The organism is Microvirga sp. 3-52, from assembly GCF_018383585.1.
Taxonomy (GTDB): domain Bacteria; phylum Pseudomonadota; class Alphaproteobacteria; order Rhizobiales; family Beijerinckiaceae; genus Microvirga.
In genome coordinates this window covers 16,405-40,307 of sequence record NZ_JAHAMK010000024.1, presented here as the reverse complement: position 1 = coordinate 40,307, position 23,903 = coordinate 16,405, and the positions used below count along the sequence as shown (strand labels likewise).

Annotated in this window: 28 protein-coding genes; 16 read left to right on the top strand and 12 right to left on the bottom strand. The window is 64.2% G+C overall.

Features of this window, described 5'->3' with window-relative positions; all coding sequences use genetic code 11:
* Positions 1–9 precede the first annotated feature (9 nt).
* The 7 genes from KHP60_RS17455 to KHP60_RS17425 form a co-directional block, all read right to left on the bottom strand.
* Positions 10–546 carry an HK97 family phage prohead protease gene (locus KHP60_RS17455; RefSeq protein WP_213565606.1) on the bottom strand — a complete coding sequence of 179 codons (537 nt, stop codon included), beginning with the start codon at positions 544–546 and terminating at the stop codon, positions 10–12.
* Positions 543–692, bottom strand: a complete 150-nt coding sequence (locus KHP60_RS17450; RefSeq protein WP_213565605.1) for a hypothetical protein — start codon at positions 690–692, stop codon at positions 543–545. Before KHP60_RS17450 ends, KHP60_RS17455 begins: the two co-directional genes overlap by 4 nt.
* On the bottom strand, positions 689–889 hold the full coding sequence (locus tag KHP60_RS17445; protein WP_213565604.1) for a hypothetical protein: 201 nt from the start codon (positions 887–889) through the stop codon (positions 689–691). The genes KHP60_RS17450 and KHP60_RS17445 overlap by 4 nt, the downstream gene beginning before the upstream one ends.
* A 295-nt stretch (positions 890–1,184) precedes the next feature.
* The gene (locus KHP60_RS17440) at positions 1,185–2,357 is read right to left on the bottom strand and encodes a phage portal protein (RefSeq protein ID WP_213565603.1); all 1,173 of its coding nucleotides are present in this window, start codon (positions 2,355–2,357) and stop codon (positions 1,185–1,187) included.
* An 889-nt stretch (positions 2,358–3,246) separates the two neighbouring features.
* A complete protein-coding gene (locus tag KHP60_RS17435; protein ID WP_409366295.1) occupies positions 3,247–4,575 on the bottom strand; it encodes a DNA-packaging protein in 1,329 nt (442 codons plus the stop codon).
* Entirely contained in the window at positions 4,508–5,059 is a 552-nt protein-coding gene (locus KHP60_RS17430) for a hypothetical protein (RefSeq protein WP_213565602.1), read from the bottom strand. The genes KHP60_RS17435 and KHP60_RS17430 overlap by 68 nt, the downstream gene beginning before the upstream one ends.
* A 364-nt stretch (positions 5,060–5,423) precedes the next feature.
* Positions 5,424–6,521, bottom strand: a complete 1,098-nt coding sequence (locus KHP60_RS17425) for a helix-turn-helix transcriptional regulator (RefSeq protein ID WP_213565601.1) — start codon at positions 6,519–6,521, stop codon at positions 5,424–5,426.
* A gap of 175 nt (positions 6,522–6,696) precedes the next feature.
* On the opposite strand from KHP60_RS17425, the gene KHP60_RS17420 reads away from it, so the two are divergent.
* The 3 genes from KHP60_RS17420 (at position 6,697) to KHP60_RS17410 (ending at position 7,770) form a co-directional block, all read left to right on the top strand.
* Positions 6,697–7,047 carry a hypothetical protein gene (locus tag KHP60_RS17420; protein WP_213565600.1) on the top strand — a complete coding sequence of 117 codons (351 nt, stop codon included), beginning with the start codon at positions 6,697–6,699 and terminating at the stop codon, positions 7,045–7,047.
* Between the two features lie 2 nt (positions 7,048–7,049).
* The gene (locus KHP60_RS17415; protein WP_213565599.1) at positions 7,050–7,403 is read left to right on the top strand and encodes a hypothetical protein; all 354 of its coding nucleotides are present in this window, start codon (positions 7,050–7,052) and stop codon (positions 7,401–7,403) included.
* A 67-nt stretch (positions 7,404–7,470) separates the two neighbouring features.
* On the top strand, positions 7,471–7,770 hold the full coding sequence (locus KHP60_RS17410; protein ID WP_213565598.1) for a hypothetical protein: 300 nt from the start codon (positions 7,471–7,473) through the stop codon (positions 7,768–7,770).
* A gap of 30 nt (positions 7,771–7,800) precedes the next feature.
* On the opposite strand, the gene KHP60_RS17405 is transcribed toward KHP60_RS17410, so the two are convergent.
* Entirely contained in the window at positions 7,801–8,832 is a 1,032-nt protein-coding gene (locus KHP60_RS17405; RefSeq protein ID WP_213565597.1) for an endonuclease/exonuclease/phosphatase family protein, read from the bottom strand.
* Positions 8,833–8,992: 160 nt separating this feature from the next.
* On the opposite strand from KHP60_RS17405, the gene KHP60_RS17400 reads away from it, so the two are divergent.
* The 6 genes from KHP60_RS17400 (at position 8,993) to KHP60_RS17375 (ending at position 13,901) form a co-directional block, all read left to right on the top strand.
* The gene (locus KHP60_RS17400; protein WP_213565596.1) at positions 8,993–9,187 is read left to right on the top strand and encodes a hypothetical protein; all 195 of its coding nucleotides are present in this window, start codon (positions 8,993–8,995) and stop codon (positions 9,185–9,187) included.
* Between the two features lie 367 nt (positions 9,188–9,554).
* Positions 9,555–10,643 (top strand): TRAP transporter substrate-binding protein, encoded by a 1,089-nt coding sequence (locus KHP60_RS17395; protein ID WP_213565595.1) that lies wholly within the window; start codon positions 9,555–9,557, stop codon positions 10,641–10,643.
* Between the two features lie 162 nt (positions 10,644–10,805).
* Positions 10,806–11,396: a DUF2939 domain-containing protein gene (locus KHP60_RS17390; protein WP_213565594.1), complete on the top strand. Its 591-nt coding sequence runs from the start codon at positions 10,806–10,808 to the stop codon at positions 11,394–11,396.
* Positions 11,397–11,482: 86 nt separating this feature from the next.
* Positions 11,483–11,797, top strand: a complete 315-nt coding sequence (locus KHP60_RS17385; protein WP_213565593.1) for a YMGG-like glycine zipper-containing protein — start codon at positions 11,483–11,485, stop codon at positions 11,795–11,797.
* 394 nt (positions 11,798–12,191) lie between these two features.
* Positions 12,192–13,274 carry an AI-2E family transporter gene (locus KHP60_RS17380; protein ID WP_213565592.1) on the top strand — a complete coding sequence of 361 codons (1,083 nt, stop codon included), beginning with the start codon at positions 12,192–12,194 and terminating at the stop codon, positions 13,272–13,274.
* Positions 13,275–13,553: 279 nt separating this feature from the next.
* Positions 13,554–13,901: a hypothetical protein gene (locus KHP60_RS17375; protein WP_213565591.1), complete on the top strand. Its 348-nt coding sequence runs from the start codon at positions 13,554–13,556 to the stop codon at positions 13,899–13,901.
* Positions 13,902–13,944: 43 nt separating this feature from the next.
* On the opposite strand, the gene KHP60_RS17370 is transcribed toward KHP60_RS17375, so the two are convergent.
* From KHP60_RS17370 to KHP60_RS17360, 3 genes are all read right to left on the bottom strand, one after another.
* On the bottom strand, positions 13,945–14,166 hold the full coding sequence (locus KHP60_RS17370) for a hypothetical protein (RefSeq protein ID WP_213565590.1): 222 nt from the start codon (positions 14,164–14,166) through the stop codon (positions 13,945–13,947).
* A 23-nt stretch (positions 14,167–14,189) separates the two neighbouring features.
* Positions 14,190–15,581 carry a M10 family metallopeptidase gene (locus KHP60_RS17365; RefSeq protein WP_213565589.1) on the bottom strand — a complete coding sequence of 464 codons (1,392 nt, stop codon included), beginning with the start codon at positions 15,579–15,581 and terminating at the stop codon, positions 14,190–14,192.
* A 465-nt stretch (positions 15,582–16,046) separates the two neighbouring features.
* A complete protein-coding gene (locus tag KHP60_RS17360) occupies positions 16,047–16,541 on the bottom strand; it encodes a YcgN family cysteine cluster protein (RefSeq protein WP_213565588.1) in 495 nt (164 codons plus the stop codon).
* Positions 16,542–16,891: 350 nt separating this feature from the next.
* On the opposite strand from KHP60_RS17360, the gene KHP60_RS17355 reads away from it, so the two are divergent.
* From KHP60_RS17355 to KHP60_RS17340, 4 genes are read left to right on the top strand one after another with little or no spacing between them, the layout of a single operon-like run.
* Positions 16,892–19,075 carry a transglycosylase domain-containing protein gene (locus KHP60_RS17355; RefSeq protein WP_249688890.1) on the top strand — a complete coding sequence of 728 codons (2,184 nt, stop codon included), beginning with the start codon at positions 16,892–16,894 and terminating at the stop codon, positions 19,073–19,075.
* Between the two features lie 21 nt (positions 19,076–19,096).
* A complete protein-coding gene (locus tag KHP60_RS17350; RefSeq protein ID WP_213565586.1) occupies positions 19,097–19,747 on the top strand; it encodes a DUF1214 domain-containing protein in 651 nt (216 codons plus the stop codon).
* Positions 19,744–20,307, top strand: a complete 564-nt coding sequence (locus tag KHP60_RS17345) for a hypothetical protein (protein WP_213565585.1) — start codon at positions 19,744–19,746, stop codon at positions 20,305–20,307. The genes KHP60_RS17350 and KHP60_RS17345 overlap by 4 nt, the downstream gene beginning before the upstream one ends.
* Positions 20,308–20,312: 5 nt before the next feature.
* Positions 20,313–20,813 carry a GNAT family N-acetyltransferase gene (locus KHP60_RS17340; protein WP_213565584.1) on the top strand — a complete coding sequence of 167 codons (501 nt, stop codon included), beginning with the start codon at positions 20,313–20,315 and terminating at the stop codon, positions 20,811–20,813.
* 39 nt (positions 20,814–20,852) lie between these two features.
* Here the strand turns inward: KHP60_RS17340 and KHP60_RS17335 are convergent, their stop codons facing one another.
* On the bottom strand, positions 20,853–21,056 hold the full coding sequence (locus KHP60_RS17335) for a hypothetical protein (protein WP_213565583.1): 204 nt from the start codon (positions 21,054–21,056) through the stop codon (positions 20,853–20,855).
* A 250-nt stretch (positions 21,057–21,306) separates the two neighbouring features.
* Here KHP60_RS17335 and KHP60_RS17330 point away from each other — a divergent pair, with 250 nt between their 5' ends.
* The 3 genes from KHP60_RS17330 to KHP60_RS17320 all read left to right on the top strand — a co-directional run bounded on the left by KHP60_RS17330 (position 21,307) and on the right by KHP60_RS17320 (position 23,891).
* On the top strand, positions 21,307–22,326 hold the full coding sequence (locus KHP60_RS17330) for a hypothetical protein (RefSeq protein WP_213565582.1): 1,020 nt from the start codon (positions 21,307–21,309) through the stop codon (positions 22,324–22,326).
* A 249-nt stretch (positions 22,327–22,575) separates the two neighbouring features.
* Complete coding sequence (locus KHP60_RS17325; protein ID WP_213565581.1) at positions 22,576–23,160, top strand: carboxymuconolactone decarboxylase family protein; 585 nt, start codon at positions 22,576–22,578, stop codon at positions 23,158–23,160.
* Positions 23,161–23,315: 155 nt separating this feature from the next.
* Positions 23,316–23,891, top strand: a complete 576-nt coding sequence (locus KHP60_RS17320) for a TetR/AcrR family transcriptional regulator (protein WP_213565580.1) — start codon at positions 23,316–23,318, stop codon at positions 23,889–23,891.
* Positions 23,892–23,903: the final 12 nt, after the last annotated feature.

Sequence of the window (23,903 nt, the reverse complement as noted above, 5' to 3'; positions counted from 1 at the left end):
GGACTAGGTTCAGGACAATAATCGCACCGTCGCCTTGCGGATGCTGGCGGCGAGCTCCGGCCCCGTGGCCTTCACGGTTGCGACCCGCGCGTCGGGCAGCATCGGGAAGGTCACGACGGAGATCTCCCACAGGTCGAGCTTCTCCAGCCGGCGCAGGCCGGTGGGCCGCTCGGCGCGGGCGCGCTCGACGCGAAAGCCGATGGAAAGCCCGTCGACGGCCCCCTCGCGCATGAGGGCGTGGATCTCCCGCGCCCGCTCCACGGCGAGGTTGAGCTTGCCGCGCACGCGCAGGCCGCGCCGGTCCTCCTCGATGAGGAGCCAGCGCCCGATGGGCTGGCCCGGATCGTGCTGCCAGAGCAGCCGCACATCCGTGGCGCCGCGTTTTCTCAAGGTGTCCGAGAACGCCCCCGGCATGACCACGTCCTTGCCGAGATCGGCCTCGCCGAACAGGCTCGCATAGCCCTCGAACACGCCGTCCCCGTCGACGGCTTTCAGCGGCTCGGCGAGAAACTTCCGCTCGTGGATGGTGGCGATGCCGGGCTTCATCGCGCCGCCCCGCGGGCTGCCGTTCTTGGTTTGGCGTCGAGCTTCTCGAGCTGGCGCACGAAGTCGCGGAACACGAGCGTGGCGCGGCTCTGTCCGTCGCGCGTGGCCTTCGGCCTGCGCGGCGTTCGAGCAAGAGGGCGTGTCATGGAAGATCTCCCGAATGGCGGCGATTGAAGAGGGACAGCTCGCGCACGAACGCGTCGAACCGGCGATTGGCCGCGAACAGATCGCGCAAGGTCATGGCAAGCAAAGCGGACGCCCCGCTCGCCCAGACGAACAGGGCAAGATGGGCAAGATCCCCGCGCCGGATGACGGCCTCGGTGATCTGGTCGAACATGTTCATGATTTGTTCCTGCGTAAGGGCTCCGTTGAGAATGGGTGCGCGTGGGGGGTGAAGTGGTTTTGGTCTGCTTTCGGTCCGAGTGTCTTTCCGCGTGCGGAGTTTCGACCGGCGTCGTGCCGGGCGGCGCGAGAGAATCCGCGATCGTCATCGGAACACGGTGCCGGAACGCCTCTCCACGTCATGGCCGGGCTTGACCCGGCCATCCCGATGCTGTTGAGCGCGGCGCGTCAATCCTTCGTCATCACCGGCACAAGGCCGGTGATCTCGATGGAGGGGGAGTGGAAGGCCACGGCTTTCACGCGCGCCCCTTCCCCGCAGCGGCACGCCCGTATCCCACCGCCTCGCGCTTCTCGTCGTCCGACAGGAACGCCGCCGCCGAGACGCGCCGCCACAGGCTCTCGCGCTCGTCGGCGAGCGCCTCGATGGCGTCGAGGTCGGGTTCGAGCCGCAGCGTTTCGCCGTAGGCCGGCGCCAGCCAATGCGACAGCGATTCCGCCGTGCGCTTCACGAGCGGGATCACCGTCTGGCGGTAGAAGGCGCGGTTCGCCTCCGCGTAATTGGCATGGGTGCTGTCGCCCGGAAGGCCGAGCAGCAGCGGCGGCACGCCGAAGGCGAGCGCGATCTCCCTGGCGGCCGCGGCCTTGGCCTCGACGAAGTCCATGTCCTTCGGCGAGAGGGACAGCGGCCGCCAGTCGAGGCCGCCTTCGAGAAGCAGCGGGCGGCCCGCATTGCCGGCACCCTGATAATTGGCTTCGAGCTCGCCTTTGAGCCGGTCGAACTGCGCGTCCGTGAGGGTCGCGCCACCGACGACGAGCGCACCGGAGGGCCGCGCCGCGTTGTCGAGCAGCGCCTTATTCCAGGCGCCCGCCGCGTTGTGGATGTCGAGCGCGGTCGCGGCCGCTTCCATGGGCGAGAGGCCGTAATGATCGTCCGCCGGGTGAAACAGCGTGAGGTGCAGGATCGGCGCCGGCGCGTCGTCGTCGTGGATGGCGAAGCGCACGCTCTGCGTGCCGACGGAATACTCGTACGCGCCGGGCCAGCCGTCGGCGTCGGGAACCACACGCATCCGGTCGGGCCGCAACGCGTAGAGTTCGTGCGGCGTGCCGTCGAGACTCACCGCCTCCACATAGGCGTTGCCGGACACCATGAGATGGCCGTAGAGGCTCTCCAGGAAGCGCTGCCCGCCCTCGCGCCCATTGGGCCGCGCGAGCAGGGCGAGAAGCGGATGCCCCGACAGCTCCCGGTCCCCGCTCTTGAGCACCAGCGGCAGCGCCGCCGCCGCCTCGCTCACCAGGCGCACCGCGCGGTGCACGATGGCGTTCTTCTGGAATCCCTCGCGGGACAAAGCCGCGTAGTCGCGCGGCGTCCACACGGCGCGCCCGGCGACATAGAGCGCAATGGCGCTCTGCGCGCGCGAAGCCTTGGCTTCGGGCGGCGCCTGAAGCCAGCGGGTCAGTCGGTTGAGCATAAGTAAACTCCTGCCCATGGTCAGGGGTGTGAAGAGTGAATGAGTGCCAGGCACGCGGGACCTGGAAAATTTCGCGTCATGGGCGGCCTCCATCTCGATGCTGTGGAGCGGCGCGCCCTTCGGATCGGGATCACTGGGACAAGCCCGGTGATGACGTCGGAGGAGGTGATGACGGCGCGATGGTGTCTTTCGCACCAGGGATGCATCACTGCCCTGCGTTGATTCAGAATGGCGACAACTTCCGCACCCGGTGATGAAGAAGGCGGCAATTCCTGCCGGGTTGTCATTGGACGGTCACATGTCGTGGGGTAATCTCGATGTGTTGCAGGGGCATCCGGCGACATTCACGCGCCAGCCGAGCTGGTCCCCCCTCTCGGCTGGCGCGACCATCAGGTTTCTCGAGCTCTGTCGTCCTTCCTCCTATTCGGGACGGCACGAGGCAGATGGCGGGGCGGATCGGCACGGATGGACTGCCATCCGCCCCAGCCTTCCAGCCACCGAACGCTGCCACTTTCGGGCACCCGTGCGCGGCATGGGATTGATCCTTTCGAGACGGGCGCATCCAAAAGACTCACTCCATCAGGAGGCGTTGAGGATCGTCCGCCGCCGCTTAGCTAATGAAGCGTGACCCCATCTTTGCCCCTACGGGAGTCACGGCGCCCCGGCTGGAGATCTGCGTGAACGCTTTACTTCGGCTGGGGCGTTTTTTGCCTTCGCATGTGTCGTGTCCTTCGCGTTCGCCACTCCCGGCCCGCAGCCACTTTCGTCACACCCTCTGCCGTCATGGCCGGCCTTCCGCCATCCCGACCCGTGAGGCGCGGCGTTCCACACAATCGGGAGCACCGGCACAGGGCCGAGGACGACATGGAGGTTGCATGCGTCGTCGCCCTCACAGCACCCGCACCCGCGGCTCGCGTCTCTCCCGCAGCATCAGCTCGGTCAGGGCCCAGACGAGCGCGTCCAGGCGGTCGGGCGAGCGGCCCGACGTGAGGCCGCCGGGGCCGAAATCGCACAGCTCGTCCTCGAGCTCCGGCAGCGCGCCCACGTGGCGCACGCGGTTCTGCGCGTAGAGCACGGAGACCGGCTCGGCGCGCAGATACTTGCCCCGCGTGGCGCGCACGCCGACGACCGGCACGGACGGATCGACCTCGCGGATCACGCCGGTCGCCATCTCGCCGCCCTGGTTCGTCTCGACGACGAGCGCGTCGGCCTCGAGCCGCCGATAGAGCGCCACGGCCTTCGCGGCCCATTCCGGCGGCTTCAGGTTCGAGGCCGTCGCATCCTCCAGCACACAGGAAAGGCCGTTGTCGTCCACGCCGGCGGCAACGATCCCGCAGGCATCGGCGCGTTTCGACGACGAGGCCGGGGGATCGACCGCGACGACGATCCGCAAGAGCGGCGGCGCGGCAGAAACGCGGTTTTCTTCGATGACGTCGCGGGTCCAGAGGGAATCGGGACGGTCCTCGATGATGTCGCCTTCAAGCTCCTGCCGGCCGAGACGCGTGCCCGCATAGCGGCCCATGACGGTGTCGAGAAAGGCGGGCGCCAGGTTCTCCGCATTGTCGGAGGTCCTGACCCGCGATACCGCCACCGATGGGTCGGCGAGGAAGCGCTTGATGAGCGGGATCGGGCGCGGCGTCGTCGTCACCATCTGGCGCGGATGCGCCCCGAGGCGAAGGCCGAACTGCAGCATGTCCCAGGTCTCCTCCACGTGCTTCCACTTGGCGAGCTCGTCCGCCCACGCGGCCTCGAATTGCGGCCCGCGCAGGGAATCGGGATCCTCGGCCGAGAACACGTGCGCGACCGCGCCGTTCGCCCATTCGAGCCTGCGCAACGACGGCGACCACACGGGCCGCTCGTGGCGCGCATGGATGGCGAGAAGGCCGGCCGGCCCCTCCACCATCACGTTGCGCGCATCCGCAAAGGTCTCGCCGATCAGCGCGATGCGCCGTGAGGCGCCGTGGGCGAAATCAGGCTCCCCGAGCGCGATGCCGCGCACCCACTCGGCGCCGGCGCGGGTCTTGCCCGCCCCTCGTCCGCCGAGGATGAGCCAGGTCGACCAGGGAGCATGCTCGCGCGCCAGGCCCGGCAGGCGCTGTTCGGGCCGGCAGCGGATCGGCCAGTGCCGCAGGACCTGTTCGAAATCCTCTTCACACCAGGATGCCGTCGCATCCGCGAGCCTCCTCTTCCGCGATAACCCGGTCAAGATGGTGAGCAAGTTCGTCGCGCAGCTCGTGGAGGCTGCGCCGTGGTTTGTTGTCGTTGTGCCCGGTTTCATCGAGCGGTGAGCCTTCCTGTCCCAGCAGGGCCCGGGCGGCCGCCAGCGTCTTGGCGTAGGAGGCGAGCCGTCGGGCCGTCTTGTCGTGATCCTTGGCGCGTCCGGTCCGCTGCTCATCCATGAGAGCGTCGATCTGCGCCCGTGTCGCCTGCGCCAGAGCCCGCGCCGCATCCTTCACGGACGCGGCGGCGGCCTTCTGAAGGCCGGCTGCCCCGCCCTCGTCCTTCGCGGCCTTGCTCAGGGCATTCTCGGAGAGCGCCGCCTGGCGCGGCGGCCAGCCCCAGCGCTGGCGCATCCGCACGAAGGTGCCTGCGCTGACTCCGAGAAACGTCTGGATCTCCGGCAGATGCTTCTTCGGCTCGCGGGCATAGATGTCCCAGGCCTGCTGCCTCTGTTCGTCGGTGATCTCGATTCTCTGGGGCATGACAAAAGCCAATAAAAAACCGCCCAAGCGGGGGCTTGGGCGGCGGAGGTTGCACCGGACCTGTGATGCGGGGCTGCATTCACACTTCTTCAGTGTTCACGTTTTGTACTCTATCAGCGTGACGCTGTCAAGGCGGAAATTCCTGTCACTCCCCCGGGGCGGCCCTGCTCAGGCGCCGACGGCCGGAAATCCTCGTTCGCAAATGTTCTGCAAGGCGAGGAATTAAAGGATAATATCACGCCGCTATGGGACCGAAATCAGAACAGGACGTCAATGAAGGGGAAACCGTCCTTCCGTTCCATGCATTCACGGAATACCAGCGTTCAGCGGGCGGATGCCGTCGTCCGGGACCGACCGATTCGGGTCATCGCTTGAGGGGCGACGTCAGGCTCATGATTCTGGAAACGAGCTCGGCCTGACGATGCGTCTGCGTCTTCCGGTAGATCGCCTCCAGGTGCGTCTTCACCGTCGAGCGGGCGAGTCCCAGGATATCGGCGGTATCGGCCAGGGCATGGCCTTGGAGAACCTGACCCAGCACCTGGATTTCGGCAGTGGTGAGCTGATACAGGGAGGCCGCGCTCGAAAGGGGCGTCGTGAGCGAAGCCTCGGGCTCGCGCAGCAGCAGCAGGATGGGACTGCCGATCTCTTCTCCGGCCTGCTCGAGGGCCACGCCGGTGGCATGCAGGGTTCGTCCCGCAGCGTCCGTCAGAAAGGCATCGATGCCTTTCTGCATTCCATGCCCCCCGACGGAAGCGAGCGTGCCGAGCAGCCTCGCGGCATCCGGCGTCATCCCCATCAGGCGGCCGCCGTTTTCGCGCAGCACCTGCCGCGAGGCGAGCTCCGCATCGGCGGCCCGGTTGCAAAACAGGATCGTGCCGTCGCGCTCCACGATGAGGGCCGGCGTTGCCAGCGCATCGAGAGCCGATCGCAGGGTCCCGGTCTCCACCCGCTGATGGCCGATGACGCCAGAGATCTCGACCGCCCGCTTGATGTGCGGCGAGAGCAGCCGCGCCAATTCGAGGTCTTCATCCGTGAAGGGGCCTTTGGCCTCGCTGCCCACGACGCCCCACGAGGAAAAGCTGGTTACCGTTCGCGTCACCGGCGCGAGGACGTAATCGTAGAGCCCACGGCCGGCCAAGCAGCTTCGCCAATAGCGGCTCTTGTGTAGGTCGGGGTAGTCTCGTGTGGTGCATAACGGCTCGCAGAGTGGCGCCGTGAGCCCGATGGCAAGAGTAGGGTTGATCCGGGAGCTTGCTTGAATACGCTCGACGAGTTCGTCCGGCCAGTTGTATACGGCCGCCGTGGTCAGCTTGGGCTCGAGAGGATGGACGACGGTCACATCCGCCATGACACCGCCGAGAGCGTCCGCGATCTCTCCGAGGACCACGGGCCACGCGCTCGTGTCGAGGGCGCAATCGTAGATGCGGCCGATCAGGTCGGAGAAGGCTCTGTCGGGCTTCATGAAATCCCCCGCTGCTCGCATGAACGGCGAAGTGCGCACGAGCACATCTTCGCATCCTAATCGGGATCAAATCGATCCTCCTCCGCCATATGGCGGAGGACGTTCCGCTTCATCCATCTCATCCTGATTCAAGAGCGCTCTTCATTGATTCGATCCTCACGAACAGGAGCAGCAGATGAGATACGCGCTACTGGCCATCCCGTTCAGCCTCGTCATCGCGGCGTCCCAGGTCCACGGGGGCGAGATGGCACTGGATGTGGAGGGCGAATGCCAGTCCATTTCCGAAACCGACGCGACAGGCTGCAGATGCCGGGGCCTCTATTACGCAAGCAAATTCGGTCCGGATGAAGGCGCGGCCGCCCTGCACCTCGTCGGGCGCAGCTACGTGAGCGAGCCGCGCTCCGCGGCGACCGTTCTCTACGAGCGCTTCGGGGCCGACAGGCTCAACAGGGTCGCCTACAGGATCCTGGAAACGCAGGGCGAAGTCGTCGCCTTCTGTCCCACCAGCATGCACGTTGCGGATTGATCATGGCGATCACGTCGGCGGACGCCGCCCTGCTCGTGTTCACCGCCTGCAACACGGCCCGGGTCTTCGCCTATCTGCCGCAGATGGTGAAGATCGGCCGCGACGCCCAGGGCGCGGCGGCCATTTCCTACACCACCTGGACCCTCTTCGGCGTCTCCCATCTGTCCACGGTCGCCTACGCGATCCTCGTCGTGGATGACTGGCGCATGGCTGCGGTCTTTGCCGCCAACACCTTGTGCTGTGCCCTGATCGTGAGCCTGACGGCCTGGAAGCGCCTGGAATACGAGCGGCGCCGGGGACGCTCAGCGTCGGTAGACCTTTACCCTGGCGCCGATGCGCTTCCCGATCGGCGATGAGGCAGCCTCGCCCGACCGGAACCGATCCCAAGGCATGATGACGTGAATCGTCACGGGGAGCTCAGTCATGATTGTGGGCTGGATCGACCTCATGGGCTATGCCGCCTCCGGCCTGACCCTGGCGACCTTCGCCCAGAAAACCATGATGCCCATGCGCATCATGGCGATCGGAGCCAATATCTGCTTCATCGGCTACGGGGCGATGGGCCTGTTCATTCCGGTCCTTGCCCTGCATGTCGTCCTTCTCCCGGTCAACCTCGTCCGGCTTCGCGCGCTCGTGAGACAATCTCGGCGCAACGAGATTTCTCCGGACGGCGAAGGAACCGATCGGCGTATGGACGCGGGCATCTCGAGCGGATTGATTTGAGACGGCGACGTTGGCGATGCCGTCGCCTGTTCAGAGGAACCCGACATCGACGGCGATCATCTCGTGATCCGACACGGCCCTGCCCTGTTCGTCGAGGGCCGGAACGATCTGCGGGTTGCCCGGCACGAGACCGCGCACGACGATCCAATCGAGCTTGCCGAAAGGCGGCATGTGCTTGTTCTTCGGGCCCGGTGTCTGGGTCGGCAGGGCGAGATTGGCGGCCGCCCAGGTAAATCCGGCCTGCCCGAGATCGGCGAAGAGCGGCTCGCAGCGCTCCGGCGCTTCGAGCAGGAGATGACGCTCGCCCTCGGCGCGAGGCAGCGCCTTGGTGTTGAAGTCGCCGCCGATCACGCACGGCGCGCCGGGGGCGATGACGTCGAGCGCCCTCAGCAATGTCCGGATCTGCGCCTGCCGGTCGGCCGCATCGGTCTTGCTTTCGAGATGCGTACCGACGACCCACAAAGGCTTCGGGGCACCGGCCACGCGGGCGGCGAGCGCCATGCGCCCTCCGATGCGCCTTTGCGTGCCCTCGAACCCGGCAAACCACAGCCCCGTCTCCTCGAGCGGGATCAGGTGCGGCGCCTCCAGGGCGAGCCCAGTCACGATGGCGTTGCCGTGGAGGCTGCAAGCGTTGCGCTCGCCGGCATGCTCGCGCATCTCGTCCCGGTCGCCGAGATCGAGCTCCACGTATTCGACCCCGTAGAGATAGCCGGCGCGGCTATCCGCGATCAGGTCGCGAACGTTGTGCGTGTTGCCGGAGCGCGCTATGCCGAGATCGACTTCGCTGAACAGGGTGATGTCGGCTCCGGCCTGCTCCATGAGGCGGCGGGTCGCCGGCCGGTTCTTGAGGCGTTCGGCGTTGAAGGCGGCCACCCGCAGCGCTCCCGTCCACGGGAGAGGATGAGCGGGCGGCGCCTGCTCGACGGCGCGAAAAGCGGGGATGCGCTCCAGGAAGCCCCGATGGGCATCCTCCCGCTGCGTCGCAGCCCGGCGCGCTTCCTCCAGGAGCGAAGCGTCCGGCGCGTCGAGTGACTGAACAATCCGATTGATCGATGGCCGCATGGAGCAAGTGCCTCGAAATAGTTTTGCCGCTTGTCGGATTTAGGGTGCTTTGCCGCTTGCCAAAAACGCACATGTCAGGAATTTTTCAGCTTGGCATTAGGAACTTTTTGAGACCTAAGCCGTTACCTGTCCGCATCCAGCTTTGCCGGGGAGAAAGCCCATGATCTTTTGGGCTGCTTTTGTTGCGCTCGTCATGGGCGCTTTCGCTTATTTGGGCGAACCCTCTTCCGCTCTCGTGAGCGTGGCCGAAATCGCCGGCGTCATCGCTCTGTTCATGCTGGTCTGCGCCGCGGAAGCCTTCAGCGTCCCGAAGAATCCGAGCTTCGACAAAAGCCACGCCCGGCCGGAATCCTGAATTCGAGCCCGCACGGCCGATCGCGGTTCATAGCTAGAGCCGGCGCGGCCGTTCATTCCCACAACTGAGACAGGCGCGCCGTGAGCGCAACGATGCCGCGCGGGCCCCGAGGCCACGCCTCGTCGCGCGCGGGCCTTTTGCCGCCCGCCGCAGGCGTGCCGGATCGCGCCCGGTCGAGGAAGATCCGGCGCGGGAGCCGAAGGGGATCGACCCTGCCGGCGCCCCCGACGTGCCGGTTCCTCGCCCGTTTTCACAAGGCCCATAGATCATTAGTCGATAGTACCGTCAGGCTTCTTGCGGACGTTACCGAATTTAGTGTCAATAGGCCCAAGTGACAGAAGTCACGATCCAGAGAGGAAGACAATCAATGAAACGTCGTCAGTTTTTGCAGGCCACGGCTATCGGTGCCGCCTCGACCGCGGTCGCCGCTCCGGCCATCGCCCAGTCGATGCCGGAAATGAAGTGGCGCCTGCAATCGGGCTTCCCCAAATCCCTCGACACCATTTACGGCGGCGCCGAGGTGATCGCGAAATTCGTCTCCGAGGCGACCGACGGCAAGTTCCAGATCCAGCCTTTCGCGGCCGGTGAAATTGTCGGCCAGCCCCAGATCGCCGATGCGGTCGGCAATGGAACCGTCGAGCTCGGCCACACCTGCTCCTATTACTATTTCGGCAAGGACCCGACCTTCGCCCTCGGCACGGCGGCCCCCTTCGGCCTGAATGCCCGCCAGATGAACGCCTGGCTGTACCAGGGCGGCGGCAACGATCTGCTCAACGAGTTCTACGCCAAGCACAATCTCTACGGGATGCCCGCGGGCAACACCGGCGTGCAGATGGGCGGCTGGTTCCGCAAGGAAATCAAGACGGTCGACGACCTGAAGGGCCTGAAGATCCGCATCGCCGGCATCGCCGGCATGGTCCTGGCCAAGCTCGGCGCCGTGCCGCAGCAGATCCCGGGCGGCGATATCTATCCGTCGCTGGAGCGCGGCACCATCGACGCCGCCGAGTGGGTCGGCCCCTATGACGACGAGAAGCTCGGCTTCTCGAAAGTCGCCCCGTACTACTATTATCCGGGCTTCTGGGAGGGTGGTCCCGCGATCCATCTGTTCGTCAATCAGGCAAAGTGGAAAGAGCTCCCGAAGGCGTATCAGGCGATCCTGACCGCGGCTTCCGGCTACGCCAACAACGACATGCTGGCCAAGTACGACGCCAAGAACCCGGCCGCCCTGCGCCGCCTGCTCGGCGCCGGCACGCAGCTGCGTCCGTTCTCGCAGGAGATCCTGGAAGCCGCCTACAAGGCGACCAACGAGGTCTATGACGAGGTCTCTGCGAAGAACGCCGATTTCAAGAAAGTCATCGAGGCGGTCAAGGGCTTCCGCAACGAAGAATATCTCTGGTTCCAAGTAGCCGAATACGCTTACGACACCTTCATGATCCGCGCCCGCGCCCGCGGCTGATCTGTCGGAAGTCATGAACGTGAGAAAGGGCGGCCGTCCGGTCGCCCTTTTTTGTTGCCTTCGGCATGCCCACATAAGGTCCTTTCTCGACACATATCGCGCCCTCGCCCTTCGACCGGCACTCGGGCCGTCCTGTGAGTATCGAAGGGCAATCGACGAACGATGCGTTGGACTCTGCGGATCAGCTTTCTCCTCTTTCTGGCCTGGGCCATCTTCATGGTCTCGCCGTTCGTCGCACTGTACGACCTGTCCAAGGCCATCGAGGCCCGGGACATGGACCAGATCACGGAGCGGGTGAACTTCAACGCGCTTCGGGTTTCCCTCGCGCGGCAGATCCTGGGCGAGTACCTGAAAACGCAGGATCTCGACGGGCTGGGCCAGCAGGCGGCCGCCCAGGCGGGAACCGCCGTCCTCAACCCTGTTCTGGAGGAACTCATCACCCCGCAGGCCGTCATCGACCTCCTCGATGACGGGCAGTTGCAGCAGGCTACGGGTGCCCAGGACCGCAACGGCGGTTTCTTCCCGCTCGGCTTCGATACAGCCTCGCTCGGAAAGGCATGGCGGACCTTCATCATGTCGGAGACACAGGGTTTCCGCGCCATCACCATCCCGCTTCCGGCCGATGAGCCCAGGGGCAACCAGTTCAAGATCACCTTGCGCCTGAGGGCAACCACCTGGCGCCTGACCGGGATTGAGCTTCCCGAGCCGCTCAAGGAAGAATTGATCAAGCGAGCAGCGGCCGCGACGAAGTAAAGGAGTTCTCGCCAAGGCTAATATCGGAACCTGAAGCCTGACAGGTGCGTTCCCGATCAGACGATTATCTGATCAAGGACCGAGTTATGCGTAAACTTGCTTTCGTCCTCGCCACGGTATCCGTTTTCACCATGCCTCAATTTGCTTCCGCACAGGAAGGAACGGCTGCCGGTGTCGCAACCGGCGCGGTGACCGGTGCCATCGTCGGCGGACCCGTGGGTGCGGTTGTCGGCGCAGGCGTCGGTGGCATCGCGGGCGGGCATGCCGACCAGAACGCGAAGGCTCAGGCGTCTCCTGGAGTTGTCGTCGTTCCCGACGCAGCAACAACGGGTTCGATCAAGCAGCGAACCTGCACGGTCGATACTTACGGCAATCAGGCTTGTACGGAAGTCGTGCGATAAACCGGAAATCGATATAAGACGTCGAAAAGCCCGCCTGAGAATAGCAGGCGGGCTTTTCGATACGCGGCACTAAAGCAACTTCGGCTTATTCCTCTTCGACAGAGAAGAAGATCTAAAATATTCATCAGTGGATGAATAACCAACCGACCATCGCCAGCGGAAACACGGTGCCAAGAATAAAACAGATGACTTGTGAGGTCATTCGAGTTCCCTCCATGGCACAACAACCAAGAAGATTAAAATACGTTCCACCGAATTGTGACACTGCGCAAACAGACTTAAAGTCGATCCAAAAAGATGTAGTCTAAAATAACTTGAATCTACATCGACATCGATGGAGGGAACCGAGCCCCGCCCCCTCGATTGTCACAAGGTCGAAGGTGAGGCGTAAACGATGAATGATCAGGACCGTTCCGTTCGGGGGTTCATGGGCGATGCGGAGTTCGTCCGTAAGACCCTCATCATCCTCGGGCTGGGCTTGCTCGCCTTCCTGCTGTGGAAGCTGTCGGACGTTCTACTTCTCGCCTTCGGCGCCGTGCTGGTCGCGATTCTTCTGCATGCGGCCTCGGATGCGCTCGTGCGTTATCTCAGGGTGCCCGAACGATGGGGTCTGACCGTCGCGAGCCTTCTGATCTTTGTCCTGTTCCTCGCGATCATTGCTCTTTTCGGAACCCAGGTTCGGGCCCAGTTCTCCAACGTCGTCGAACGGCTTCCCCTCGCGATCGACAATTTCAGCAAGCAACTGGGCCTCGGGGCCGTGAGCGACGATCTGTCTGAGATCGTGAACAATGCCCCGACCGGCGGAATGGCGGCACGCCTTGCGGGGATCGGCGGCGCCATTCTCGATGGCCTGGCGGATTTCGTTCTCGTGGTGATTGCGGGCCTCTACGTCGCCGCGGCGCCCCGTCTCTACCGGGAGGGCTTTGTCAAGCTGTTTCCCATCCGCCATCATGCACGGGTCGAAGGCTCCCTGCAGGCATCCGGACAGGCCCTGAGGCTGTGGCTGACCTCGCAGCTGATCGCCATGACCTGCGTCGCAGTGCTGTCGACCATCGCCTTCTGGCTGGTCGGCCTGCCCTCCTCCATTGCGCTCGGTCTCATCGCAGGGCTGGCCGATTTCATCCCGTTCCTCGGACCGATCCTGGGAGCGCTGCCGGCCGTCCTGATCGCCTTCAGCGTGAGCGGGGAGACGGCGCTCTGGACCGTGCTGGCGGTGATCGTGATCCAGCAGATCGAGGGCAATGTCATTTTCCCTCTCGTGGCCAGGAGCGTCATCAGCATTCCGCCCGCCCTGGCGCTGTTCGCCATCCTGATCGGCAGCGTTCTGTTCGGTACGCTTGGCCTGATCTTCGGTTTCCCCCTCGCGGTCGTCACCTATGTGCTGGTGAAGAAGCTCTATGTGCGCGAGACCCTTGGGGAAAAAACCGACGTCCCGGGTGAACCCGGGAATGACAGCCGCCAGGAGGCCGGTTCGTAACCCCGGGGTTAGCTCGGAAGTCGACCATTCATCACGCTGGAGGGCTCTTAAGGCGTAAGCGGATTTACGCCGATCCGGAACCAGTCTGAAATGCCACCGACATGCGCCCTTGAGGGATGGGGCGCACGCCTTACACTATGTTTCAGCCTCTGCGCGGCGACATGTGACCCTGAGCGCTGTGCCGTTGGGCAAATCGTGCGGGTCTCAAGTGTTCTGTATTCGGGGATTGGCTGTCGAGATCGGGGTCGCGCAATCGACACATAATGCAGGGAGGCTGCCATGAAGGCATACACGCTTGGTATGATGGTGCTGTTGGGAAGTCTTCCGGGCTTTCCCGCCGCGGCACAAGAACCTCCCCGATTCAACGTCGAGGCGACCTGCAAGGCCGCCCAGCCCCTCACCCCCCAGGACACGACCCCGTACGAGAGCTGCATGAGAGATGAGACGGCTGCGGAACGCCAGCTTCGCGAAATCTGGCGCAGTGCGGCTGTGAACCAGCGCGATATGTGCGGACAGGAAGCACAGATCGGTGGAACGCCGAGCTATGTCGACATGCTCACTTGCCTGCAGATCGCTCAGGGAACGGCGCCGACGGTCACGTCGCGCCGCCGAAAGCCTGCACAATAAGGGCTCGAAGGCAGAGCTTTTTGCAAGCCCCCGGCCGGCATCGTCAGAACTGCGGCTTCGGGACGGGGTTGGAGCGGCGCGGCCGCGGAGCCTCGACCAGACGGAACCGCACAGGCGGCGATGTCCAGTCGAACGGCAGCTGGAGAGAGGCGGTGCAGGTGGTCAGCAGGCTGCGCCCCTCCCCGTTCCGGACCTCGAACACGAAGCCGGGCCGCTCCATCCGGGCACAGTTGTGCCATTGGTCGAAGTCGATCCAATCACTCATCGACCCGCTCCCATGAGCCTCCATCAAAGATAGAAGTCGCTGCCCGCCAGCGTGGAGATTCCCGAGACGTTGATGCGGAAATCCGCGGTCCTGTCGCCGTTCACATCTCCCGCGAGCACATTGCCGGTGAAGTTCAACTGTCCGGCCTTCCCCGTAAAGGCCGTGCTGCCGATGAACGAGAAGGCCTGATCTCCACCGGTTGCGGTGTTGGCATCGATGGTGCGCAGATCGATGCGGTCCACGCCCCGCACGAAGTCCTGGATCGTATCGCGCGCGCTCGAGGGAGAATCCTTCACGGAGTTGAAATCGAAGATGTCCGTTCCGGCACCGCCCGAGAGCGTGTCGACTCCGGCTCCGCCATCCAAGGTATCGCCTCCGCCGAGCCCGTACAACTTGTCCGAACCTGCACCGCCTCTGAGCAGGTTGATGCCGTCGTTGCCGGTCAACAAATCGTTGCCAGATCCACCGACGGCATTCTCGATGAGCGAGCGCGCGTCACCCTGATAGAGCAACGCGTTGGCGATGTTGCCGACAGCGACCTTCGAACCGTCCCAGTTCAGTTTCGCGAGCTGGACGGTCGATGTCTTCGTCCATTCCCCGGGGCGAAGATCGATTTTGAGGGCGGTCGAATAGTTCGACAGGTCGTACGTGTCGTTTCCGCCGCCATCCCAAATGGTCAGAAAGATCTTGTTGCCCCCGGGCGCGCCCTGGCCCGCACCGTTGATCAGCATCTCTCCGGTCGCCGCATTCCAGGAATAGGTCGAGTTCCCGCCGTTGGTGGCGTAGTTCGCACCATACATGTGCTGCACGGCCGCGATATCGTACATCATCAGCGACTGCGCGTAGCCCCAGTTCTCGTTCGTGTAACCGGCGGTCGTCGAGCTTCCGACATAGGAGCGATAGCTCATGACCGTGTACTCCAGAGAGTCCCGGTTCTGCGGCATGACGGTGCCTTCATGCGTATGTTCGAGCCCGAGCGCATGCCCGATCTCGTGCAGGAAGACCATGAAGGCGTAATTGCCCTTCACGGGGCTGGTGAAGTAGCCGTTCGAGATGTTGAACCAGACGTCCCCGCCCTCGGCCGCCGTGTTGGGGAGATAGGCCCATGCGGAGCCGGTCCTGTCCGACATCGCCAAGCGCACATCGGCGTGCTGCGTTGCACTCTCACCGATCTCCGTGAAGGTCAGGTTGGCCACGGAGGCATAGGTCTTCAGGGCATTGCGGGCGGTCGTCTGCTGAACCGCGCCGAGGCTGCCGAAGTTCGTCGTGTTCTCCGCTGCGCCGTACGAATTTCCGTAATACGATCCGCTTCCAGGAAAGCTGTAGGTTACGCTGTTGCCCGCCCATTTATATCCGCCAAGAACACCATCGACATACGAATTTCCAGTCAGGCCATAAGTAGCAACCGCAGGCATAAAACCATCCTGTTCGGAAATTATTCTGAAGAGCAAAAGAATTGGGGATCAGAACTGCTGTAGGGCCGAACAGGTTTGCTTTTGAACGCGACGCTGGCAACTACTCCAAAGAGGTAGATTCCGGTTCTGCGAGCCGTCCCTATCCTCAGCCACGCTGGAACGGCGGGACCAGTCCCGAATTCCGCTCTCAAGAAAACCGGCTGCCGACGATCATCGATACGATTGATACTGCGACGCTTTGCCCTGCAGACGGGCCGCGCGTGGGATCGACCTATCCTTCCGAGTTATCCGGTCTGTTTCGGATCGTCCCCGTCGCGGAGATGCGGCGGCCTCGGATCGTCATTCCTAGGCAGGCTGACATCCAACCTGCCTTCACGGCTCGAAGAGACCGATCTTCCCAGCCCTGCGCGTCTCCCGTCCGGAACGGCCGAGACGCTCCGCGACGAACCGGGCAACTCTCGTCGCTCAGCGACCGGTGTCTTCCATCGGCCAATCGGTGATGCGGTTCAGGAGTTCGGCAACGGTGAAGTCTTCCTCCGGTCCCGCCACCCGGTCCCGGACGGAGATTCCGGCCGCATGGACGGTCGCAGGATCGCCCGAGACGAGCGGATGCCACCAGTAGAGGTCGTGCCCCTCGGCCAAGAGACGGTAGGCGCAGGTATGGGGCAGCCAGGAGAGGCTGCGCACCGCCTGCGGCGTCAGGCGGACGCAATCGGCCACCTTGGCTTGGCGGTTTGGATAGTCTCGGCAGCGGCAGGTCCGGTCGTCGAGGAGGGTGCAGCCCACATCGGTGTACATCACCTCGGCCGTATCCTCATCCTCGAGCTTGACCAGGCAGCAGCGCCCGCAGCCGTCGCACAGGCTCTCCCACTCGTCGGGGCTCATGGCTTCGAGCGACTTCACTTGCCAGAAGGGTTTCTCCTCCGGCTGAGGGCGGGTGACGGGTGCGGCATTTGGCATGTGGGCGCTTTGACGTCTCTTTGAGGCGGTTTGAAGGAAGGTGCTAAACCGCACATCGGCCAGACTATACTTCCGAAGAGGTAAATCTCCGTGAACCTACAAACAAGGTTCTGAGTTATATATATCAGCATCGCCACGCTTCGGCGTTGCCGCTCGCGCATCGTGCGGAAATGGGATCCGGTTTGCCACGCCGGACGATGCGCTGGCCAAGAAGGAGCGTCGGATGGATCTCGAAAGTGGTTTCCACTTTTGGGCCGATGCTCTAGGGATTCAAAGATCATAGAACAAGGTGTGTCAGCCCACTGACCTGCCCGAGGACCGCCGTGAGCCAGCAGCCCCCCATCCCTCTCATGACGCGGATCAAGCGCGGCGCGCTTTGGTTCGATGCGTGGCTCAACTCCGCGCTGTTCCAGAGCGGGCGAGGACTGGCGGGTGCGTGGGGCTGGTACTCGGAAAAGCTCACATGCCTGCGGTTTCGCGGCCCTCTCCGCGGCATCCTGGATCTGACCAGCGAGGCGACCACCCTGGGCACCGTTGGGGCCATCGTCATGCTGGCGCTCGCCCTCCCGGCCTTCCGGGAGACGGAGGACGATTGGCTCAAGACCCAGGATCTCGCGGTCACCTTCCTTGACCGCTACGGTCAGGAGGTCGGACGCCGTGGCCTCCACCTCGACGATTCCTACAAGATCGAGGATTTCCCGGACTACATGGTCAAGGCCGCGCTGGCGACGGAAGACCGGCGCTTCTACGACCACTGGGGCATCGACCCGATCGGCACCTTCCGGGCCGTCGTGGTGAATGCTCAGGGCGGCGGCGTGGTGCAGGGCGGCTCCTCGATCACCCAGCAGCTGGCCAAGAACCTCTTCCTCACCAACGAGCGCTCCCTCGAGCGCAAGATCAAGGAAGCCTTCCTGGCGGTCTGGCTGGAGTTCCACCTGACCAAGGACGAGATCCTCAAGCTCTATCTCGATCGCGCCTATATGGGCGGCGGCGCCCACGGCGTCGTGGCGGCGGCCGACTATTATTTCGGCAAGCCCGCCAAGGAGCTGACCCTCGCGGAATCCGCCATGCTCGCCGGCCTGTTCAAGGCGCCGACCAAATATGCGCCGCACGTGAACCTGCCGGCAGCCCGCGCCCGAGCGAACGAGGTTCTGCGCAACATGGTCGAGGCGGGGTTCCTGACCGAAGGCCAGATCCAGACGGCACGTCGCAATCCGGCCACCCCGATCAACCGCGAGCGCGAGACGACCCCCGACTTCTACCTCGATTGGGCCTTCGAACAGGTGAAGGCTCTCGCGGCACAGAAGAAGTTCGGCAACGAGCGGGTGCTGATCGTGAAGACGCCCCTCGACACGGCGCTTCAGCGGCATACGGAAGAGACGCTGGAAAACATGCTCCGCCAGCATGGACGCCAGTACAAGGCGGGCCAGGGTGCCATCGTCGTGATGGACGTGGACGGTGCCGTGCGCACCATCGTCGGCGGGCGGGATTACGGTCAGAGCCAGTTCAACCGCGCCACCGGGGGCCTGCGGCAGCCGGGCTCGTCCTTCAAGCCCTTCGTCTACGCGGCAGCCCTGACCACCAATCCGAAGCTGCGGCCCAGTTCCACCGTCGTCGACCGGCCGGTCTGCCTCGGCAACTGGTGCCCGCAGAACTATGGCCGCTCCTTCTCGGGCTCCATGCCGCTCGTCTCTGCCTTGGCGCGTTCGATCAATTCGATCCCCGTGATCATGTCGGTGGAGATCGGCAAGGGCAACGCCAAGGCGGGCCGCGCGGTGATCGTGGATACGGCCAAGCGCATGGGCCTGACCCATCCGCTGACGGATTCGAGCTCCCTGCCCATCGGCGCCGCCGAGGTGACGCCGATCGACATGGCAGCCTCCTACGCGGTCTTCGCCAATGGCGGCAAGCGCGCCGACCCCTACGCCGCCTGGGAGGTCCGCAACTCCTCCGGCGAGGTCATCTACCGTCATGACCGGGATACGCCCCCCAAGCAGGTGCTCGACTCCCGCGTCGTTCATGACATGAACTTCATGCTCAACAAGGTGGTCGAGGAAGGCACCGGCAAGCGCGCGGCCCTGGAAGGCATTCCGGTTGCCGGCAAGACCGGCACCACCAACGGCTACAAGGACGCCTGGTTTGTCGGCTATACCGGCAACCTCGTTGCCAGCGTCTGGTACGGCAACGACGATTCCAGCCCCATGAACGACATGACCGGCGGCACGCTTCCGGCAATGACCTGGCATGAAGTGATGAACCTCGCTCACCAGAACCTGGAGATCCGCCCCATTCCCGGCGCGAGCCCGGCCAATGCGTCCCGCGTGGCCTCCGCCAAGGGCCCGGCGGCGGATCAGGCCCAGACGCCTGCGCAAGGCTTCCTGGCCGGCACTCTTTCCCGCAGGTCCTATGAGGCTCTGGGCGGCATCGGCACCCTGTTCCAGTCGGTCGACCGTTCCGTAACGACGGGCAAGGCCTCGGAGACGCCGCGCAGCTCGGCTGCCGTGGATGCCCGCCGCCAAGTTGCCATGCCCTAACGAATGCAGACAGAGGCTCCCTTGACGAACGCCCCTGCGGCCGCTTCCATGCGCGCGCCATCGACCCCGTTGTCGCCCGTGATTGTCAGACGTGTCCCAACAGCTTTTCTCGTCGTCTATGCGCTGCTGCTGGCGCTGGGCCTGGGCTTGAGCTCCGCCCACTGGGCCATGAACGGCGATCCGCCCTTCGGCAGCCTGCGCCTGGGGTCATGGCAGGCTTGGCCGAAGCTCGGCTCTCCTGGAGCCGATCCTTACATGCGCGCGATCATTGCCCGGCGCGGCGACGTTCCGCTGGCCACCGGCGAAGGACTGGGCTTCACCGCCCGGACAGACAGCGAAGGAAGGCCGCTCGACTCCGCCTGCACCTACACGATCGGCGCCGTCGCTCCGATCGCGCGGCTCTGGACCTTGACACTGTACGACGGGGAGGGACGCCTGCCTGCGACCGAGCTTGGACGCCGAAGCTTCACCTCGGCGGAAGTCCTCCGGGACTCTCAGGACCTTTTCACCATCGCCCTGTCCCGCAATCTGCAGCCAGGCAATTGGCTCCAGCTTCCCGCATCCGGTCCCTTCACGGTGGTGCTGCGCCTCTATGATCCACCGGGCGCGGCCGGTGCCAATCTTGAAGAGGTCGACTTTCCTGTCATCCAACGTCTGGAGTGCGGAGCATGAGAGGCTTCAGTCGTTTTCTCGTCGCCACCCTCTGCGGCATTGTGATCGCCGCGGGGGTTCATATCGCGGCGATCCTCGCGAGCCCCTACCTCGCCGAACAGGATGCCTTCGCCAAGGTCCAGGCCACGCTGACTGCCGACAGGGCACAGATCATCAGCGCGCCGGGCGGTGAGAACACCTGGCTGCCAAGACCAGATCCGGCCGTCGCCGTGGCAACCTGCGCGTTCGATCTTCGCAACGGCCCCATGCGCATCTCGGGCCAGACCGGTTCGCTCCCGCTGTCCTTCTCCTTTCACAAGGAATCGGGCGGCGTGTTCTTCGCCGTCACGGACCGTGCCGCCGTGCGGGGCGAACTCGAGATCGTGGCAATGACCGCCCGCCAGCTCGACGAGGCTCGCGCCGCGGAGGACGAGAACGATCCCTCGCGCGATGTACGGATCGTCTCGCCCGAGCGGCAGGGCTTCGTCATCGTCCGCGTTGCTGCTCCGAGCCCAAGCCTGCGGCCTCAGGCGGAAGAGGCGGCCAAGGCGATCTCCTGCACGGCCGAGCAGGACGCCTGAAATCCATGCCCTGGCGCTCCATGACGCCCGAGGACATGCCTCTGGTGCAAGTCCTTGCGGATACGATCCATGTCAGCCATCCGGAGGACTTTGAGATCCTGGCCGAGCGCCAGCGTCTCTATCCGCCGGGCTGCCTCATGCTGACCGAGAACGAACAGGCCGTCGGCTACGCGCTCACCCATCCCTGGCGCTATGGAGGGCCGCCGCCCCTGAATGGGCTGCTGGGCAAACTCCCCGCCGCCCCCACGACCTATTACATCCACGATGTCGCCCTGCTGCCGACCGCACGCGGCAAGGGATATGCCATGCAGGCAGCGGAGAGGCTGATTGCCCATGCGCGAGCGGAAGGCTTCGGCAATCTGTCGCTCGTGGCCGTCAACAGATCTCAGGCATTCTGGGAGAGGTTCGGCTTCCGCGTGGTGTCCATAATCGGCCTGGACGCAAAGCTCGTGAGCTACGGGCCTGATGCGGTGCTCATGGTGCGCGATCTGGCAAGCCCGACATGACGCCTAACGGCGTCTCATCGTCATGAAAATCAATACGAATTACGAGCGACGACGTCCGGGGCTGTTGGAGGCCAGTGGGCGGGAAGGACCGGGATTGGGGGAAGGTCTCTCATAGCGGACGCCGGTGAAGAGCAGGATCTCGCCCCGGGGCTCGTCTGCGGGCAGGAGCGGCCGCTGCGGCCGGTCCGTACTCTCCGGAAAAGCGATCACCACTCCTGGTGATCTGGTCCAGATGTCTCGCATTGTGCCCTCCTCTATCGTGTCACTGGCTGCCTCTACGACTGACTCACAAAAAGAGATCCATGGTTAACAGTTCGTTTCCGCCGGGGTTTGCACCGTAGAAAAAGGCTTTCCCTGACATGAAAACAACACCCACTGTCGCGCTTAGGTTCCCCATGCAGGGGGCCTAATATCCGGGCCGCTCCTGCCCGTTAAAGATGCGCTAACGAACGAATCCTAGCCTTCGGCCGGTTGCGTTGAAGCGAGTATGAGTATGGTGTCGTCTGCAAATCCTGACCTGTGGTCGAACCTGTCGGGTTTCGGGTCTTCGGAGGGCAGCCATTCCGACGCGCGGGCCGCTCTCCTGAAAGTGAATGCAGAGATGTTCGTCGCCGCTGCGGCGCACGACCGCGAGAGCATCGAGACCTTCGAGACCCTTGTCCTGGGCTTCCTGCCGAAAACCGATCCCGCAACCCTGCTCGACCTCGCCCGTATCCTGGCCTCCTGCCCTGACACGCCGGCCTCCGTTCTCGATTACCTGGCGCAGCATTCCCCCGACGCGCGCGACATCCTGCACCATGATGCGGCGCGTCTGCTGCCTGCGGCAGGCAGTAGGCAGCTTGCGACTCCGCAGGGGCGCCTCTCCCTCGCCTCACGGACGGATCTCGATCAGACGACCATTCAGAAACTGCTGGCGCTGAGAGAGAGCGCCGTCGAGGACGCGCTCGCATCCAATCCGGCTTTTGCTCCCGACACCGCACCTTTCACGGATCTGCTGCGGCGGGCGCGCCATCGCCCTACCCTCGCGGCTATTCTTCTCGAGCGGTCCGACCTCCCGACGGCCGGTCAGGCGTCCCTTTACCTCGTGGCGGATGCGGAGCGCCGCAAAGACATCCGGGAGCGAGTCGCAGCCTCCCTCGCCCACCGGCGCATCAGCCTCTCGTTCACGCTGATTGAGCAGGACCTCGCGGAACTCACGGCTGCAGGCTTCAAAGGCGACGACCGCAGGCTTGAAGGTCTCCTCACCTCCCTGTTCGGTTTTCCCGCGTCGACGGATTGGCGCGTGCTCGAAATCGGACGCCACCGCCTTCTCGCCCTCGCGCTGAAGGTTCTGGGCGTGACGCAAAAGGATGCGATGAGGATCTTTCTCACCCTGCACCCGGCCCTCTCCTACCCGCTCTCCGCCATCAGGACCCTGGTGCAGGAAATGCGGGATGTTTCAGCCCCGGTCGCCCTCGCCCTCATCGAAGCCATTCTGGATGTCAGGACCCTCTCGGGCGAAGCGCTCGCGTAGAGCACATCATTATCCGCAATCCTCATCTTGAAAGCCCGATCGTCAATCAGCTCGCCTCTCAGCGCTCAACCTGAGAGGTCAGCTCATCATGCGCTCGTCCGATCGAGATCAACGGCACGAGGCCGGCGACGACGTGAGGAGGCTGCTGGCCCTTTACGAGCCGGGCTCTGAGGCGGCGTGCAGGAGGGATGCCGGCTCGACCGGGTTTCTGCTAGATTGTCGGGAGTGGCGGTCTGACTGGAGGGTCGGATGTTCCTGGAGACGATCGAGGAAGAACAGGCAGCCGGCCGCGTTGCGGAGATTTACGACAAGCAGAAAGCGCAGCTCGGTTTCGTGATGGAAGCCGCGAAATGCTTCACCGCCCGGCCGGACCTGCTGCCGATCTACACGGATTTTTCCGACAGCATCCGCGCCGGCTTTTCCCTCGGCGTTCGCGAATGGCGCCTGATCACGCTGATCGCGGCAAAGCACATCCCCTCCACCTATTGCTCCCATGTCTACGGCAAGCAGCTCATCGCCGATCTCGGCTCGAAGGAAGCCGTGCTGGCCGTTCAGCGGGACTTCCGGACCGCCGGATTGTCGGACCGGGATGTGGAGATGCTGGCCTATGCGGAGACGATCGCGCAGGACGCATCCCGGATCTCGCAGGTCGATATCGACCGCCTGCGCGGGGTCGGATTCTCAGACCGGCAGATTTGCGACATCGCCCTCTGTGCCGCCTTCCGCTGCTTCGTCAGCCGCTTCTTCGACGCCATGGGCGCCGGGACCGAGACTGCCTTCATCGACGACGATGCAGAATTCCGAACGACCATGAGCGTGGGCCGCTCGCCCTGAAACAGCAGGATGGCCTCTCCAGGCTCTTCGACCGAGAGTTCCAGCGCAGCTCGGAAATCCCTCAGCCATTTTATATGATGGTCGACATTTATCATTGCATTTAAATGTCGTCCATCATATATATGCCCTCCGATCTTCCTTGTTGGAGAATGCCGATGCGCGTCAGCCGGAAACAGGCGGACAGGAACCGTGAGCATGTGATCGTCGTCGCCAGCCGTCTCTTCCGCGAGCGGGGTTTCGAGGGCATCGGGGTTGCCGACCTCATGAAGGAGGCCGGTCTCACCCACGGCGGCTTCTACGGCCAGTTCAAATCGAAAGAGGATCTGAAGGTTGAGGCGAGCCGCCGTGCCCTATCCAGAAACAAGGACAGATGGGCTCAGGTTCTCGCCGAGACGCCGAGCGATAAACTGGCGGCGCTGGCCCGCTTCTACCTGTCGGATGCTCATCGGGACCGGCGCGGCGAAGGATGCGCGCTTGCGGCGCTCGGAGGCGAGACCCCGCGCTACAGCCCGGAGCTCCAGGCCGCCTTCAAGGACGGCATCGAGGGGTACTTGGGGCTTCTCGACGGGGTCGTGCCAGCATCATCCGGGGAGGACCGACGCACCAAATCCATCGCGGCTCTCTCGACCATGGTCGGAGCCCTCGTCCTGTCGCGTGCCGTCGGCGACGAGGCGCTGTCGCAGAAGATCCTCTCTGCGGCCGCCGATGAGATCGCAGCCCGGTCGGAATAACGCGGAAAACTG